Annotated in this window: 15 protein-coding genes and 2 tRNA genes; 13 read left to right on the top strand and 4 right to left on the bottom strand. The window is 71.6% G+C overall.

What is annotated here, in order from left to right:
* Positions 1-81: 81 nt before the first annotated feature.
* Positions 82-507 (bottom strand): SSI family serine proteinase inhibitor, encoded by a 426-nt coding sequence (locus AB8A24_RS02115; RefSeq protein WP_369474409.1) that lies wholly within the window; start codon positions 505-507, stop codon positions 82-84.
* Positions 508-693: 186 nt separating this feature from the next.
* Between AB8A24_RS02115 and AB8A24_RS02120 the strand changes: the two genes are divergently transcribed.
* The 3 genes from AB8A24_RS02120 to AB8A24_RS02130 all read left to right on the top strand — a co-directional run bounded on the left by AB8A24_RS02120 (position 694) and on the right by AB8A24_RS02130 (position 1,663).
* A tRNA-Ser gene (locus AB8A24_RS02120) sits at positions 694-784 on the top strand.
* A 218-nt stretch (positions 785-1,002) separates the two neighbouring features.
* Positions 1,003-1,075, top strand: a tRNA-Arg gene (locus AB8A24_RS02125).
* 222 nt (positions 1,076-1,297) lie between these two features.
* Positions 1,298-1,663: a PH domain-containing protein gene (locus AB8A24_RS02130; protein WP_030726155.1), complete on the top strand. Its 366-nt coding sequence runs from the start codon at positions 1,298-1,300 to the stop codon at positions 1,661-1,663.
* Positions 1,664-1,675: 12 nt separating this feature from the next.
* On the opposite strand, the gene AB8A24_RS02135 is transcribed toward AB8A24_RS02130, so the two are convergent.
* Complete coding sequence (locus AB8A24_RS02135; RefSeq protein ID WP_328962634.1) at positions 1,676-2,587, bottom strand: SMP-30/gluconolactonase/LRE family protein; 912 nt, start codon at positions 2,585-2,587, stop codon at positions 1,676-1,678.
* A 107-nt stretch (positions 2,588-2,694) separates the two neighbouring features.
* Here AB8A24_RS02135 and AB8A24_RS02140 point away from each other — a divergent pair, with 107 nt between their 5' ends.
* The 9 genes from AB8A24_RS02140 (at position 2,695) to AB8A24_RS02180 (ending at position 12,200) form a co-directional block, all read left to right on the top strand.
* On the top strand, positions 2,695-3,129 hold the full coding sequence (locus AB8A24_RS02140) for an Lrp/AsnC family transcriptional regulator (RefSeq protein WP_033223357.1): 435 nt from the start codon (positions 2,695-2,697) through the stop codon (positions 3,127-3,129).
* Entirely contained in the window at positions 3,126-4,019 is an 894-nt protein-coding gene (locus AB8A24_RS02145) for a DUF2797 domain-containing protein (RefSeq protein ID WP_328962635.1), read from the top strand. Before AB8A24_RS02140 ends, AB8A24_RS02145 begins: the two co-directional genes overlap by 4 nt.
* Positions 4,020-4,170: 151 nt before the next feature.
* Entirely contained in the window at positions 4,171-4,509 is a 339-nt protein-coding gene (locus AB8A24_RS02150) for an antibiotic biosynthesis monooxygenase (RefSeq protein WP_266383378.1), read from the top strand.
* Positions 4,493-5,374, top strand: a complete 882-nt coding sequence (locus tag AB8A24_RS02155; protein ID WP_369474413.1) for an amidohydrolase family protein — start codon at positions 4,493-4,495, stop codon at positions 5,372-5,374. The genes AB8A24_RS02150 and AB8A24_RS02155 overlap by 17 nt, the downstream gene beginning before the upstream one ends.
* A gap of 128 nt (positions 5,375-5,502) precedes the next feature.
* The gene (locus AB8A24_RS02160; RefSeq protein WP_369474415.1) at positions 5,503-6,306 is read left to right on the top strand and encodes a response regulator transcription factor; all 804 of its coding nucleotides are present in this window, start codon (positions 5,503-5,505) and stop codon (positions 6,304-6,306) included.
* A complete protein-coding gene (locus AB8A24_RS02165) occupies positions 6,306-7,853 on the top strand; it encodes a sensor histidine kinase (RefSeq protein WP_369474417.1) in 1,548 nt (515 codons plus the stop codon). Before AB8A24_RS02160 ends, AB8A24_RS02165 begins: the two co-directional genes overlap by 1 nt.
* Before the next feature lie 25 nt (positions 7,854-7,878).
* Positions 7,879-9,153 carry a bifunctional glycosyltransferase family 2/GtrA family protein gene (locus AB8A24_RS02170; RefSeq protein ID WP_328962639.1) on the top strand — a complete coding sequence of 425 codons (1,275 nt, stop codon included), beginning with the start codon at positions 7,879-7,881 and terminating at the stop codon, positions 9,151-9,153.
* Positions 9,150-11,348, top strand: a complete 2,199-nt coding sequence (locus AB8A24_RS02175; protein ID WP_369474419.1) for an ArnT family glycosyltransferase — start codon at positions 9,150-9,152, stop codon at positions 11,346-11,348. Before AB8A24_RS02170 ends, AB8A24_RS02175 begins: the two co-directional genes overlap by 4 nt.
* Positions 11,349-11,528: 180 nt before the next feature.
* Positions 11,529-12,200 (top strand): TetR/AcrR family transcriptional regulator, encoded by a 672-nt coding sequence (locus tag AB8A24_RS02180; RefSeq protein WP_369474421.1) that lies wholly within the window; start codon positions 11,529-11,531, stop codon positions 12,198-12,200.
* On the opposite strand, the gene AB8A24_RS02185 is transcribed toward AB8A24_RS02180, so the two are convergent.
* Positions 12,197-13,819 carry an MDR family MFS transporter gene (locus tag AB8A24_RS02185; protein ID WP_328962642.1) on the bottom strand — a complete coding sequence of 541 codons (1,623 nt, stop codon included), beginning with the start codon at positions 13,817-13,819 and terminating at the stop codon, positions 12,197-12,199. The genes AB8A24_RS02180 and AB8A24_RS02185 overlap by 4 nt on opposite strands.
* Positions 13,820-13,832: 13 nt before the next feature.
* Positions 13,833-14,225, bottom strand: a complete 393-nt coding sequence (locus AB8A24_RS02190) for a MarR family transcriptional regulator (RefSeq protein WP_328965919.1) — start codon at positions 14,223-14,225, stop codon at positions 13,833-13,835.
* Between the two features lie 213 nt (positions 14,226-14,438).
* Between AB8A24_RS02190 and AB8A24_RS02195 the strand changes: the two genes are divergently transcribed.
* Positions 14,439-14,678: a hypothetical protein gene (locus AB8A24_RS02195; protein ID WP_266383397.1), complete on the top strand. Its 240-nt coding sequence runs from the start codon at positions 14,439-14,441 to the stop codon at positions 14,676-14,678.
* Positions 14,679-14,719 lie beyond the last annotated feature (41 nt).

The raw sequence follows: 14,719 nt of genomic DNA on the forward strand, positions 1-14,719 counted from the left end.
CGGGAGGAGTCTAAGGCCACAGGCCCGCGATGGGGTGGCCGATGTGTGGTGGATACCGCCCATCTCGCGCATCCTCCCAGGTCAGGCACGCCCACTCGGAAGCAGAGGTTCCAACTCGTCCCAGCGGCGGATCTCGCATCCGTCGGTCCGCCGGAACGTGGCGTCCACCTTGTGGCCGTTCCACGTTCCGGTGATCCGGGCGGTGGCGGGGCCCCCGTGCTGCATGGTGCAGATCTGCCGCTTGGAGACGGGGGCGAAGGGGTCCTTCCCCTCCCTGGCGAACTGGTCCAGCCGGGCGCAGGCCCCTTCCGCCTCCGGGTGGTCGCCGCCGACGGGGCCGCATTCGAGCCGGTACTCCCGGTCCAACTGGCGGTTGCCGGTGTCGGCCATGGCGATGGTGAGGCGGTCGGGCGTCGCCAGCAGCCGGCCCAGCGGGAGCGGCGGCAGTGGCCCGGCCACCGCGGCGGCCAGGGCGGAGGTGGCGGCGAAGGCGGCGAGACGCAGCATGGGGCACTCCAGGTCGTCCGTACGTCGTACGCCTGCCCAACGACGGGAGGGCGCCGACGTTGCGTGCGGCGGCTGCTTTAAGGCTTTGCCCTCCGCCCGTCCCGCCTAGTACCGTGGGAGCGGATTGGTGAGGGGCCCTGCGCCTGTGTCATCATCTGCACGCACCTTCGTACGCGGGGGTGTGCTGGAGGCGTCGCCTAGTCCGGTCTATGGCGCCGCACTGCTAATGCGGTTTGGGGCTTACACCCCATCGAGGGTTCAAATCCCTCCGCCTCCGCACCTCATCGAAGCCCCGGTCCTGACGGACCGGGGCTTTGATGCGTTCCGGGGTGATCCGGCCGGCTCCGACCTTTGAGCGAAGCCATCCGGATGATCTCCATCCGGGCCGTTTCCGCAGGTCAGCAGCGGTTTGGCTAATGGATTTCGCGTCCCGGCGAGGTCCATGTATTGTTGTTCTCGCAAGGCCAACGGGGCGCAAAACCCCGAGAAGCCCAAGCACTCGTAGCTTAACGGATAGAGCATCTGACTACGGATCAGAAGGTTGCAGGTTCGAATCCTGCCGAGTGCACAGCAGGACAGAGGCCCCCAGGAGAAATCCTGGGGGCCTCTGTCGTATGTCCTCGCGGCTGTCGTGACGGCCCGGCGTCTCCTCCTTGATGGGGACGGGTCCCCCGGAGGATGTCGGGGGTGGGATGGCTCTGGCGGGGGACGCGGACCAGGGGCCGACGTCGGTACGGTTTTTGAAGATCGTCCGAGGCTGGACGTCCGAAGCCGGAAAACGGGGGCACTCATGGGACTGTTCGGGAACGCTCACACCGTCGACCCCGTGTCGGCGCAGCGGGACTACGCACGGCTGCTGGGGCAGGGAGAGCGGGTGCATGCCGCGTACCTGCTGATCCGGGACACGATCCTGTTCACCGACCGGCGGCTGGTGCTCGTCGACAAGCAGGGGCTCACGGGGAAGAAGGTGGAGTACCACTCCGTCCCGTACCGGAGCATCACGCACTTCTCCGTCGAGACGGCCGGGCACTTCGATCTCGACGCCGAACTCAAGATATGGATATCCGGCAGCTCGGCGCCGATCGAGAAGACCTTCACCAAGGGCGTCGACATCTACGAGGTGCAGGCGATCCTGACCCAGTTCGTCGCCCGGTAGGCGGCCCGGCCCTCACAGGACTCGGGGCAGGCCGGTCACCGACATCACCAGGGAGTAGAGCGAGGTGGTGGCGGTGATGAAGAGGCGGTTGTTCTTGGCGCCGCCGAAGGCGATGTTCGAGACCGGTTCGGGGACGCGCAGGCGGCCGATCAAGGTGCCGTCCGCGGCGTAGCACCGGACACCGTTCTCCATGGCGGCCGCCCACAGTCGGCCCTCGTCGTCGAAGCGGATGTTGTCGACGCCTGGGCAGGTGGTGAAGACGCGGTCGTCGGTGAGGGCGCCGTCGTCGGTGACCTTGAAGGCGCGGATGTGGCCGGCCCGGGTGTCGGCGGCGTACAGCTCGCTCTCGTCGGAGGAGAAGACCAGCCCGTTGGGGCCGAGGAAGCCGTCGGCGACCATCCGGACCTCTCCGGTCGAGGGGTCGGCCCGGTAGAGGTTGCAGGCGCCGATCTCGCTGGTCGCGCGGTGGCCCTCGTAGTCGTTGGTGATGCCGAAGTCCGGGTCGGAGAACCAGATGGAGCCGTCCGAGCGGACGACCGCGTCGTTCGGGCTGTTGAGTCGCTTGCCGTCGAAGCGGTCGGCGATGACGGTGAGGCTGCCGTCCGGTTCGGTGCGGGTGACGCGCCGGTTGCCCTGCTCACAGGTGATCAGGCGGCCTTCGCGGTCCAGGGTGTTGCCGTTGGAGTGGCCGGCCGGGGAGCGGAAGACGGAGACCGCGCCGGTCGCCTCGTCCCAGCGCAGCATCCGGTCGTTGGGGATGTCGCTCCACACCAGTTGCCGCCAGGCGGGCAGGTAGAGCGGGCCCTCCGCCCAGCGGCAGTCGTCGTAGAGCCGGTCCAGTCGGGCGTCGCCGTTGGCGCAGCGGCCGGTCTGGAAGCGTTCATCCAGAATCTCGTACAAGGTGAGGTCGGCTATGGCAGACATGATTCCCCCTGGAAGAGTCATACCGAATTTTGTTCGGCCTGATGGTGAGATTGCAGGATCAGGTACCGTCTTCGCAAGGGTCGACAGGCCCATGAGAGGAAGATTGCGTGGACGACATCGACCGTGCGCTCGTCCTGCGCCTGCAGCAGGACGCCGGCCAGTCGTACGCCGCTCTCGGCACGGCCGTCGGGCTCTCGGCGGGGGCCACCCACGAGCGGGTACGGAAACTGCGCGAGCGCGGGGTGATCCGGCGGACCACCGTCGACGTCGACCCGGCGGCCGTCGGCAGCGGCGTCCTGGCCTACGTGATGGTCGATTCCAATGCCTGGATGGGCGAGTCCGGTGCCGACTTCGCGGCGATCCCCGAGATCCAGGAGGCGCACATCATCGCCGGCAGCGCGTCGGTACTGGTCAAGGTGCGCACGGCCTCGACCGAGCAACTGCAGGACGTCCTGCGCCGCCTCTATGCCATCGACGGCGTCAGCGGTACGCACGCCACCGTCGTCCTGGACACCTTCTTCGAGCGGCCGCTCCCGCTGTGACCTGGTGGTGCACCGGGATCCGGTGGAAGGACGGGCGCCCTGCCATCGGGTGGTACGGGGAGGGGCGCGGCGAGCGGGTGAGCGAGCTCGCGTACGGGCAGCGGATCGCCTTCGCCGCCCGCGGGGAGCGGCACTGCCTCGGTGTGTGGCGGGCCGGGAAGCGCACCCCCTGCCCCACCGCGGAGACCGTGCCGGGCCGCGCCGGGAACGCGCAGTGCCCCGAGTGCGCCCGCCTCGACCGGTCGTTCTCCGTGGCGGCCGACACCAACGCCTCGGATCCGCGCACCTACCGGGTCTACCTGGCCTGGTTCGGGCCCGGCATGGTCAAGGTCGGGATCACCGCCGAGGAACGCGGTTCGGCCCGGCTGCTGGAGCAGGGGGCGGTGGCATGGGCCTGGCTCGGGCGCGGTCCGCTGATGGCCACCCGGCGTACCGAGGAGCTGCTGCGGGCGGCGCTCGGGGTGCCCGACCGGATCGCGTACGCCCGTAAGCGCGGCGTACGGGCACACCTGCCGGCAGCGTCCGATCGGGCCCGGGAGGTCGCCGAGCTGCACGCACGGGCGGCGGCGCTGACCGGGTGGCCGGAGTCGCTGGAGCGGGTGGGGTGCGAAGTGGCCGACCATGCCGGGGCGTTCGGGCTGGACGCCCTGCCGGGTCTGCCTGGGCCGGGACGGGTGCTCACCGAGATGGTGTCCGGCGGGTTTGTCGTGGGCCGGCTGGCGGGCGCGGCCGGTCCCGATCTGCACCTCGCGGACGGACTCGTGGTGGACACCCGGCTGCTGGCGGGCTGGGAGCTCATCGCCACGGGGGACGAGGCAGTGACCTCGGTTCCGACGGCGCAGATCCCGGCCGCCGCCGGGGCTCCCACCGAGCAGGACGGGCTGTTCTGACACGGGTGGACCGAGGCTCGGACCATGGCGCGGAGCACGGAGCGGAGCACGGTTCCGATCGTGGCGGCCATGGTCAAAACTTGGATCCCTTTGGCCTTCCGGGGCCGATTCCGGTGGACATGCCGGGGGCGCTCCGCCGAGGGTGTTCGACATGACCACTCAGCCCGTACCGGCCTTCGAACCGCCTTATGTCATGGCCGTTTTCAGCAACATCAGGACCGACGACGACAGCGGATACCCCGAGACCCTCGCGCGGATGAAGGAGATCGTCCGGACGAACCCGGGCTACCTCGGTTACGAGTCCGCGCGCACCCCCGGGGGCCTGGGCATCACCGTCGCCTACTTCCGCGACCACGAGTCCCTCACCGCGTGGCGCAAGGACCTTGAGCACCAGGCGGCCATGAAGCAGGGCCGCTCCGACTGGTACGAGAGCTACACCCTGCACGTCGCGACGGTCGAACGGAGCCACGGCTTTGTCCGCAACGGTTGAGGCCGTCCGCGCCTTCCGGGAGCGGCTCGGGCTGCCCGGACTGGTCGACGTCCACACCCACTTCATGCCCGAGCGGGTCCTGGACAAGGTGTGGGACTACTTCGACGCGGTCGGCCCGCTGACGGGTGTCGAGTGGCCCATCACCTACCGGCACGAGGAGGAGCAGCGCGTCGCGCTCCTGCGGGAGTTCGGGGTCCGCGCCTTCACGGCCATGCTCTACCCGCACAAGCCGGCGATGGCCGCCTGGCTCAACGCCTGGTCCGCCGATTTCGCCGCCCGCACCCCCGACTGCCTGCACACCGCGACGTTCTTCCCGGAGAAGGGCGTGAGCGCGTACGTTCGCCAGGCCGTCGAGTCCGGGGCCCGGATCTTCAAGTCGCATCTCCAGGTCGGCGGCTACGACCCGAACGACGACCGGCTCGACCCCGTCTGGGGGCTGCTCGCCGAGGCCGGCCTGCCGATCGTGATCCACTGCGCCTCCGGCCCCGTCCCGGGCAAGCACACCGGACCCGAGCCGATCGCCCGGCTGCTGGCCCGCCACCCGAGGCTGCCGCTGGTCATCGCCCACATGGGCATGCCCGAGTACACGGATTTCCTCGACCTCGCCGACCGGTACGCCGAGGTGCGCCTGGACACCACCATGGCCTTCACCGACTTCTCCGAGCAGATGTGCGGCTTCCCGCCCGGGGACCTCGGACGCCTCGCGGACCTCGGCGACCGGATCCTCCTCGGCACCGACTTCCCGAACATCCCCTATCCCTACGAGCACCAGCTCGCCGCGCTCGAACGGCTCGGCCTCGGCGACGACTGGCTGCGAGCGGTCTGCCACGACAACGGAGCCCGGCTGTTCCGCCTCGACGGCTGACGCCCCGGCCCGGGCCCGGCTCCGGCGTCCGGCCCCGGTGTCCCGCCCCCTTCCCCGGATTCCCTTTCTCAGGAAATTCACAGGAAGGCACAAGAACGCTCTCAGAGGCGCCGGACAGCGTGTTCGGTATGACTGCGACGACCACCTCCCATGCGTCCACGTCCACCAACCACCCCACGGCCCTGGTGCGGCCCGACGGCGGGCCCTGCCGGGTACTCGTCGTCGACGACGAGGCCTCGCTCTCCGAGCTGCTGTCCATGGCCCTGCGCTACGAGGGCTGCGAGGTCCGCAGTGCCGGCGACGGGGCGGGCGCGGTGCGGGCGGCGCGGGAGTTCCGGCCCGACGTGGTCGTCCTCGACATCATGCTTCCCGACATGGACGGCCTGACCGTCCTCGGCCGGCTGCGCCGGGAGATCCCCCAGGTCCCCGTGCTGTTCCTGACGGCCAAGGACTCGCTGGAGGACCGGATCGCGGGCCTCACGGCCGGCGGCGACGACTACGTCACCAAGCCCTTCAGCCTGGAGGAGGTCGTGGCCCGGCTGCGGGGCCTCGTCCGGCGCTCCGGGGCGGCGCAGGCCGCGCGCGGCGGTTCGGTGCTGGCCGTCGGCGATCTGCGGCTGGACGAGGACAGCCACGAGGTGGTGCGGGGCACCCGGGAGATCCACCTGACCGCCACCGAGTTCGAGCTGCTGCGCTACCTGATGCGCAACCCCCGGCGCGTGCTGAGCAAGGCGCAGATCCTGGACCGGGTGTGGTCCTACGACTTCGGCGGTCAGGCCAATGTGGTCGAGCTCTACATCTCCTACCTGCGCAGGAAGCTGGAGAGCGGCCTCGGTATGCCGCCGATGATCCACACCCGACGCGGCGCCGGATACCTGATCAAGCCGGCCGAGTCGGCCGAGTCGGCCGAGTCGGCCAAGACGTCCGAGTAGTGGCCCTGCGCACGAAACGGCGGCCGCGCGGACGCCGGCCCTGGTCCCTGCGCACCCGGCTCGTCGTCTCGGCGGTCGCCCTGATCGCCGTGGTAGGTGCGGCCATCGGGACCGTCACCACCTTCGCCCTGCGCTCGTACCTGGTCACCGAGCTCGACGAGCAGCTGAAGACGGCCGTGAGGATGGCCGTCCGGGCGCCCGGCGGGAAGCTGGCCCGGGAGAACAGCGCCGGCTTCGTCATGGCTCCCGGCAGCCCGCTGGACGCCGCCGGCATGCGCTTCGATCCCGCCGGGACCGTGCTCGGGACCGCCCGCAACGCCCGCGTCGACGGATGGTCGGCCGACCAGGCGCCGCCGCTCACCGAGGCCCAGGGCAAAGCCCTCGCCCAGGCCGCCAAGGCCGCCCGCACGGCCACGCAGGGCGCGCCCGGGCCGGTGGACACGGAGCTTCCGGGCCTCGGCAGCTACCGGGTGCGGATCGCGCCCGACGGGAGCCTCGCCCTCGCCTTCCCGCTGGGTGACGTCGACTCCACCGTGCGCACCCTGGTCGGGGTGGAGCTGTGCGTCACGCTGGCCGGGTTGATCGCGGCCTCCCTCGCCGGGCAGGCCCTGGTCGGGGTCGCCCTGCGCCCGCTGCGCCGGGTGGCCGCCACCGCCACCCGGGTCTCCGAACTCCCGCTGCACAAGGGTGAGCCCGCCCTCCACGAGCGGGTCCCGGACGCCGAGGCCGACCCCCGCACCGAAGTGGGCCAGGTCGGCGCGGCACTCAATCGGATGCTGGGCCATGTCTCCTCCGCCCTCACCGCCCGCCAGCAGAGCGAGATGCGGGTCCGCCAGTTCGTCGCCGACGCCAGCCACGAGCTGCGCACCCCGCTGGCCTCCATCCGCGGCTACGCCGAACTGACCCGCCGGGGCCGCGAGGAGCCCGGCCCCGACACCCGGCACGCCCTCGGCCGGATCGAGTCCGAGGCCACCCGGATGACCGGCCTGGTCGAGGACCTCCTGCTGCTGGCCCGGCTCGACGCGGGCCGCCCGCTGTCCACCGGCGACGCCGAAACCGACTTGGCGCCGCTCGTCGTCGACGCCGTCAGCGACGCCCGGGCCGCGGGCCCCGAGCACCACTGGCGCCTGAGCCTGCCCGAGGAGCCGGCCCCTGTCCGGGCCGACCCGGCCCGGATCCAGCAGGTGCTGGTGAACCTGCTCGCCAACGCCCGTACGCACACCCCTCCGGGCACTACCGTCACCGCGCGCGTTTCACGTGAAACATCCGCCGTCCGGCTGCGGATCGAGGACGACGGGCCAGGGATCGCCCCCGACCTGCTCCCCCGTGTCTTCGAGCGCTTCGCCCGCGGTGACGCCTCCCGCTCCCGCGTGGCCGGTTCCACCGGCCTCGGGCTGGCCATCGTCCAGGCCGTGGTCACGGCGCACGGCGGGCGGGTCGACGTACGGAGCGAGCCCGGACGGACCTGCTTCGAGGTCCTGCTGCCGCACGCGCGACCGGACCGGCCGGACTCACAGGCAGGGCACAGGCTCAGCACACAGCGGTGACAGGGCGCCCCGCGAGTGTCGGACCATGCGAACCGACACCTCTCCCGGGGCCCTTCCGGCAAGGGCGCCCCTCGCGCTCGTGCCCGGCGAGCCCGTCCTCGACGTGGTGATCCCCGTCTTCAACGAGGAGAAGGACCTCGGCCCGTGCGTCCGCAGACTGCACGAGCACCTCACCCGGACCTTCCCCTACCCCTTCCGGATCACGGTCGCCGACAACGCGAGCACCGACCGCACCCCCGAGGTCGCGCGCGGGCTCGCCGCCGCACTGGACGGCGTACGCAGCACCCGGCTGGAGGAGAAGGGCCGGGGCAGGGCCCTGCGTCAGGTGTGGTCCGCTTCCGACGCCCCCGTCCTCGCCTACATGGACGTGGACCTCTCCACCGACCTCAACGCCCTGCTGCCGCTGGTCGCGCCGCTGGTCTCCGGCCACTCCGACCTCGCCATCGGCACCCGTCTGGCCCGGTCCTCACGGGTGGTACGGGGCGCGAAGCGGGAGTTCATCTCGCGCGCCTACAACCTCCTGCTGCGGTCCTCGCTCGCCGCCCGGTTCAGCGACGCGCAGTGCGGCTTCAAGGCGATCCGGCGCGAGGTCGCCGAGCGGCTGCTGCCGCTGGTGGAGGACACGGGCTGGTTCTTCGACACCGAGCTGCTCGTGCTCGCCGAACGCGCCGGACTGCGGATCCACGAGGTGCCGGTGGACTGGGTCGACGACCCCGACTCCACCGTCCACATCGTCCGGACCGCCACCGAGGACCTCAAGGGCGTCTGGCGCGTGGGCCGGGCACTGGCGGTCGGCGCGCTTCCGTTGGACCGGCTCGCCCGCCCCTTCGGCGACGATCCGCGCGACCGCGCCGCACTGCCCGAAGTGGAAGGCGGACTCGCCCGCCAGCTGCTCGGCTTCTGCGCCGTCGGAGCGCTGTCCACCGTCCTCTACCTGCTCCTTTACTCCGCCTTCCGCGCCGGGACCGGTCCGCAGTTCGCCAACGGCGCCGCGCTGCTGCTCTCCGCGATCGCCAACACCGCCGCCAACCGCCGGCTCACCTTCGGGGTGCGCGGCCGGGACCGGGCCGTGCGCCACCAGGCCCAGGGCCTCGTGGTGTTCGGCATCGGACTGGCCCTCACCAGCGGCTCCCTCGCCGCGCTCGGGGCGGCCACCGCCGATCCCGCGCACAGCACCGAACTGGCCGTGCTGATCACCGCCAACCTCGCCGCCACCGTGCTGCGCTTCCTGCTCTTCCGCGCCTGGGTCTTCCCCGAGCGGCGCGACACTCCCGTGAACGTGAAGGACGACATCCGATGACCACGGCAGCACCCTCGCTCTTCCCGGTCCCCGAGGCCCGCGCCGGTACCGGCCACCACGCGGTCGACCGTCCCCGCTGGGAACTCCCCTCCCTGGCCGGTCTGCTGATCGCCACCGCCGCCCTGCTCCTGTGGGACCTCGGCTCCTCCGGCTACGCCAACTCCTTCTACTCCGCCGCCGTACAGGCGGGCAGCGAGAGTTGGAAGGCCTTCTTCTTCGGCTCCTCCGACGCCGGGAACTCCATCACCGTCGACAAGCCCCCGGCGTCGCTGTGGCCGATGATGCTGTCCGTCCGGCTCTTCGGGCTCGGCGCCTGGCAGATTCTCGTACCGCAGGCCCTGATGGGCGTCGCGACCACCGGTGTCCTGTACGCGGCCGTGCGCCGCCAGTTCGGTCCCGGGGCCGGTCTGCTGAGCGGCGCCGCCTTCGCGCTGACGCCCGTGGCCGCGCTGATGTTCCGCTTCAACAACCCCGACGCGCTGCTGACCCTGCTGCTGACCGTCACCGTGTACTGCGTGGTGCGCGCCCTCGACGGTGCCCGCACCCGGTGGCTGGTCTGGGCCGGGGTGGCGGTCGGCTTCGCCTTCCTCACCAAGACCCTGCAGGCCTTCGTCATCCTGCCGCCGCTGGCCCTGCTGTACGCCGTCTGCGCGCCCACCCGGCTGCGCAAGCGGCTGGGCCAGCTGCTGCTGGCGGGGCTCGCGATGGTGGTGGCCGGCGGCTGGTGGGTCGCGATCGTAGAACTGTGGCCGGCGTCGTCCCGCCCGTACATCGGCGGCTCGCAGAACAATTCCTTCCTGGAACTGACCCTCGGCTACAACGGCCTGGGCCGGATCAACGGCAACGAGACCGGCAGCGTGGGCGGTGGCGGCCGGGGCGGCGCCGGCGGAGGCGGTGGCGGAGGCTGGGGAGAGACCGGCATCGACCGGCTCTTCTCGGGCAACATCGGCGGGCAGATCTCCTGGCTGCTGCCGGCGGCCCTGGTGCTGCTGGTGGCCGGTCTGGTGATCACCTGGCGGGCCCGCCGTGCCACGGACTCGCTGGAGGGCATGGCCCGGGCGGCCTTCCTGGCCTGGGGCGGCTCGCTGCTGATCACCGCGGTCGTCTTCAGCTACATGCAGGGCATCTTCCACGAGTACTACACCGTGGCGCTGGCCCCGTTCGTGGCGGCGCTGATCGGCATGGGTGCCGCCGTGCTGTGGGAGGAGCGGGGCGGCAAGGCCGCCGCGATCACCCTGTCCGGCACGCTCGCCCTGACGGCGGTCTGGTCGTTCGTGCTGCTCGGCCGCGCCACCGGCTATCTGCCGTGGCTGCGCTGGGCGGTGCTGGTGGGTGGGCTGCTCGCCGCGGCCGCGCTGCCGTTCGCGGCGCGGGCCGGGCGCCGGGCGCTGCAGGCCACGGCGGCGCTGGGCGTGGCGGCGGCGCTGGCCGGTCCGTTCGCGTACTGCTTGACCACCGTGAGCACCGCGCACACCGGCTCCATCGTGACCGCCGGACCGGCGGTGGCGGGAGGCCGGGGCGGCCCCGGCGGGATGATGGGCGGACCCGGCGGTGCGGGCGGACCCGGGGAGATGCTCCCGGGCGGCCCGGGCGGGCAGCAGAACGGTGGCCGGCAGGGCGTCGGCCGGCAGGGCGGCTTCCCGCCGCAGGGCGCGCACACGCAGGGCCAGGGTGGCCGGGGTGCTCAGGGCGGAATGCCGCAGGGCCTCGGCGGCCAGGGCGGACGCGGTGGCGAGCGGTTCGGCGGCGGCCAGGGCGGTCCGGGGGGCCTGCTGAACGGCGCCCGGGTGAGCGCCGAGGCCAAGAAGGCCCTCACCACCGACGCCGACACGTACACGTGGGCGGCGGCCGCCGTCGGCTCCCAGAACGCGGCGAGTTACCAGCTGGCCTCCGGTGCGCCCGTCATGCCGATCGGTGGCTTCAACGGAAGCGACCCCTCGCCGACCCTGGAGCAGTTCCAGCAGTACGTGCGGGACGGGAAGATCCACTGGTTCATCGGCCAGGGCACGAGCACCGACGCGGCCGGCGCCGCCGAGGGCGGCATGGGCGGTGGCGGTGGCGGCGGCCAGGGCGGCGGTCGTGGCGGCCCGGGCGGGGGAACGAGCTCGGACATCGAGACCTGGATCAAGGCCACCTTCAAGGCGTCCACGATCGGCGGAGCCACCTTCTACGACCTGACGGCTCCGACGAGCTGACCAGGTCTCACGGCACCGGGCAGCCCTGCCCGATCGGGCCGGATCGGTGGTGCCCCACCGATCCGGCCGGGCTCGCGGTGGTCGGTGCCTGATCCGCCCTGACGACACGACACCCCCTAGCATCAAGAGGGCGGACCGGGCATTCCGGGCTGATCCACCTGTCGTGAGGAGGGTGCCTGCATGGTGACCGCGGCCGATCCCGGCGAGACCCGCACCAGTGTGTGGCTGGCCGCCAGGCCCGCCGCACCCGCCAGACGCCGCAGCGAGGCACCCTCAGGGTTGGACCGGGAGCGGATCACCGCCGCCACCGTGCGGTTGCTCGACGCCGACGGGCTGGCCCGGTTCTCGATGCGGCGGCTCGCCGCCGGGCTCGGGGTGACCGCGATGTCCCTGTACTGGTACGTGGACACCAAGCAGGATCTGCTCGAACTCGCTCTCGACAGCGCCCTGGGCGAACTGGAACTGCCACCCGAGACGGCTGAGGGCACGGAGAGCACGGCGGAGAGCGGCGACGCGGGTTGGCCGGGGCGGCTGAAGGCGCTGGCCCGCGGCTACCGGCGGGTGCTGGCGGACCACCCGTGGCTGGCTCCGCTCACCGCCGCGTATCCGAACATCGGCCCGCACGCGCGGGCCTTCGACGCCGCCCTTCAGCGGCTGCTGGACGCCACCGGCCTGGTGGACGCCGCACGCACCGGCGCCCACCTGGCCGTCTCGCAGTTCCTGCACGGCTGCGGGGGGACGGTTCGGCGGGCGCCGGAGGGCGACTTCTGTCTCGCGCTCGACATCCTGATCGCGGGTATCGAGGCCAAGGCTCCGGCCGGCCGGAGCGGCGCGGCCCAGGCCCAGGGCTAGGCCTTGACGACCGTCTCGGCGGGGGCCGGCTCGTTCGACGCCGCCGGGGCGTGGGCCGCCGGCTTCGACTTCAGGGCGACCTCCTTGATGAACACCACCAGGACCAGTCCGAGCAGCGCGAACGGGGCGGCGTAGAGGAAGACGTCGCCGACGCCGTGCCCGTACGCGGACTCGATGACCTCGCGGAACGGCGCGGGCAGCTTGTCGAGATCGGGGATCCCGCCCCCGGCGGTGCCGCCGTGGCCGAGGGCCGCGGCCTTCGGGCCGAGGGCGGCGAGGCCGTCCTGGACGTAGTGCGTGACCCGGTGGGCCATGACCGCGCCCAGCGCGGAGACGCCCATGGCGCCGCCGAGGGAGCGGAAGAAGGTGACGACCGAGCTGGCCGCGCCCAGGTCCTCCGGGGCCACCTGGTTCTGGGTGGCGAGGACCAGGTTCTGCATCATCATGCCGAGACCGAGACCGGTCAGCGCCATGTAGATCGCGATGTGCCAGTACGGGGTGTCGTGGCGCAGGGTGCCCAGCAGACCCAGACCGGCCGTCAGCAGGACGCCGCCGGAGACGAGCCAGGCCTTCCACCTACCGGTCTTGGTGATCACCTGACCGGAAACCGTGGAGGAGACGAAGAGGCCGGCGATCATCGGAATCGTGAGGATTCCGGACATCGTCGGGGACTCACCGCGGGCCAACTGGAAGAACTGGCTGAAAAACACGGTCCCCGAGAACATCGCGATGCCGACGAACAGGGAGGCCGCCGAGGCCAGGGTGATGGTCTTGTTGCGGAACAGGCGCAGCGGGATGATCGGGTCGCTCGCGCGGGACTCGACGAGGACGAACAGCAGGCCGAGCAGCACCGCGCCGCCCGTCATCGCCCAGGTCTGCCAGGAGATCCACTCGTAGGAGTCGCCGGCCTGCGTGACCCAGATCAGCAGCAGCGAGACGGCGCCGCTGATCAGGAAGGCGCCCAGCCAGTCGACCTTGACGTCGCGGCGCACGACCGGGAGGTGCAGGGTGCGCTGGAGCACGATCAGCGCGATGATCGCGAACGGCACGCCGACGTAGAAGCACCAGCGCCAGCCCAGCCACTCGGTGTCGGTGATGACACCGCCCAGCAGCGGGCCGCCGACGGTGGCGACGGCGAAGACCGCGCCCAGGTAGCCGCTGTACCGGCCGCGCTCGCGCGGGGAGATCATCGCGGCCATCACGATCTGCGCCAGGGCGGAGAGGCCGCCGACGCCGATGCCCTGGACCACGCGGCAGGCGATCAGCGTGCCGGTGTTCTGGGACAGGCCCGCGACCACGGAGCCGAGGACGTAGATCACGAGGGATATCTGGACGAGCAGCTTCTTGCTGAAGAGGTCGGACAGCTTGCCCCACAGCGGGGTGGCGGCCGTCATCGACAGCAGGGCGGCGGTGACCACCCAGGTGTACGAGGACTGGGTGCCGCCGAGGTCGCCGATGATCTGGGGGAGGGCGTTGGAGACGATCGTGGACGACAGGATCGCCACGAACATGCCGAGCATCAGCCCGGACAGCGCCTTCATGATCTGTGGGTGGGTCATGGTCACGGAAGTGGCCGCGGACGTGGGCGGGTGGTCGGTCGTCGTCTCCGACTGGGCCATGTCTTTCCTTTGTCTAGAAGCTCGATCGGAGTCGGGCCAGCAGGGTGTTCAGTACGTCGATGTCCTGGGCGGACCAGTCGCGGAGGGATCTCTCCAGCGAGGCCGTGTAACGGGCGCCGAGCTCGGCGAGGAGCGCCCGCCCGGCCGGGGTGAGCCGCAGGATCCGGCAGCGCCCGTCGCCCGGGTCGGTCTCGCGCTCGATCCAGCCGCGGTCGGCGATGTGCGTGACGTGCCGGCTGGTCACGGAGATGTCGACCCCCATGAACTCGGTCAGCCGGCTCAGCCGCATCTCCCCGTGTCGGTCGAGCAGGGTCAGGACGGCGGCGGCGCCGGGCGGGCAGTCCGGAGGCAGGCTGCGGGCGAGCTCGCGCTTGACCGCGCCGATTCCGGTGAGCTGGCGGGCCAGCTCCGCGTACGGAGCGGTCGGCGCCGTCTGCGCCGTCTGCGCGGGCGGTGCGGGCGGGGCGCTCCGCAGGGTCGGAGCTGTCTGCGCGGTCGTCACCGGGTCTCCCCCATCTTGTTGCTTGAGGCAACCATAGAAGCGCATGGTTGCTACAGGCAAATGAATCCGGGGGGTGGGGCGGTAAAGGAATCGGAAAACCGGCTAGGGTCCTGCTCCATGGCTGACAACCACAACTCACAGGTCCCCGAGGGCAACTACGACCCCGCGGGCAGCACGCAGATGTTCAAGGCCTTCGTCGAGGAGGCCGCACCGGCCCGCCAGGCGGGTCCCGGATCCCGTCAGCAGCGCCGCGCCGAGCAGCAGCAGTCGGGATCCTCGAACCCGGCCGCGAAGGTCGGGCTGATCATCGCCCTCGTGCTCGTCATCGGCGCGGCCGCCTGGGTCGTCCTGCACTGACGCCACCACGCCGAAGACGGCACCACGGCACCGACGGCGCT

Origin of the sequence: Streptomyces sp. BF23-19, assembly GCF_041106355.1 — a bacterium.
Classification (GTDB): Bacteria; Actinomycetota; Actinomycetes; order Streptomycetales; family Streptomycetaceae; genus Streptomyces; species Streptomyces virginiae_A.

What these genes read in the sequence shown, in the direction of transcription:
- AB8A24_RS02115 (WP_369474409.1), bottom strand. Translation starts at nt 507, where the DNA reads ATGCTGCGTCTCGCCGCCTTCGCCGCCACCTCCGCCCTGGCCGCCGCG.
- AB8A24_RS02185 (WP_328962642.1), bottom strand. Translation starts at nt 13,819, where the DNA reads ATGGCCCAGTCGGAGACGACGACCGACCACCCGCCCACGTCCGCGGCC.
- AB8A24_RS02135 (WP_328962634.1), bottom strand. Translation starts at nt 2,587, where the DNA reads ATGTCTGCCATAGCCGACCTCACCTTGTACGAGATTCTGGATGAACGC.
- AB8A24_RS02180 (WP_369474421.1), top strand. Translation starts at nt 11,529, where the DNA reads ATGGTGACCGCGGCCGATCCCGGCGAGACCCGCACCAGTGTGTGGCTG.
- AB8A24_RS02130 (WP_030726155.1), top strand. Translation starts at nt 1,298, where the DNA reads ATGGGACTGTTCGGGAACGCTCACACCGTCGACCCCGTGTCGGCGCAG.
- AB8A24_RS02170 (WP_328962639.1), top strand. Translation starts at nt 7,879, where the DNA reads ATGCGAACCGACACCTCTCCCGGGGCCCTTCCGGCAAGGGCGCCCCTC.
- AB8A24_RS02160 (WP_369474415.1), top strand. Translation starts at nt 5,503, where the DNA reads ATGACTGCGACGACCACCTCCCATGCGTCCACGTCCACCAACCACCCC.
- AB8A24_RS02175 (WP_369474419.1), top strand. Translation starts at nt 9,150, where the DNA reads ATGACCACGGCAGCACCCTCGCTCTTCCCGGTCCCCGAGGCCCGCGCC.
- AB8A24_RS02150 (WP_266383378.1), top strand. Translation starts at nt 4,171, where the DNA reads ATGACCACTCAGCCCGTACCGGCCTTCGAACCGCCTTATGTCATGGCC.
- AB8A24_RS02195 (WP_266383397.1), top strand. Translation starts at nt 14,439, where the DNA reads ATGGCTGACAACCACAACTCACAGGTCCCCGAGGGCAACTACGACCCC.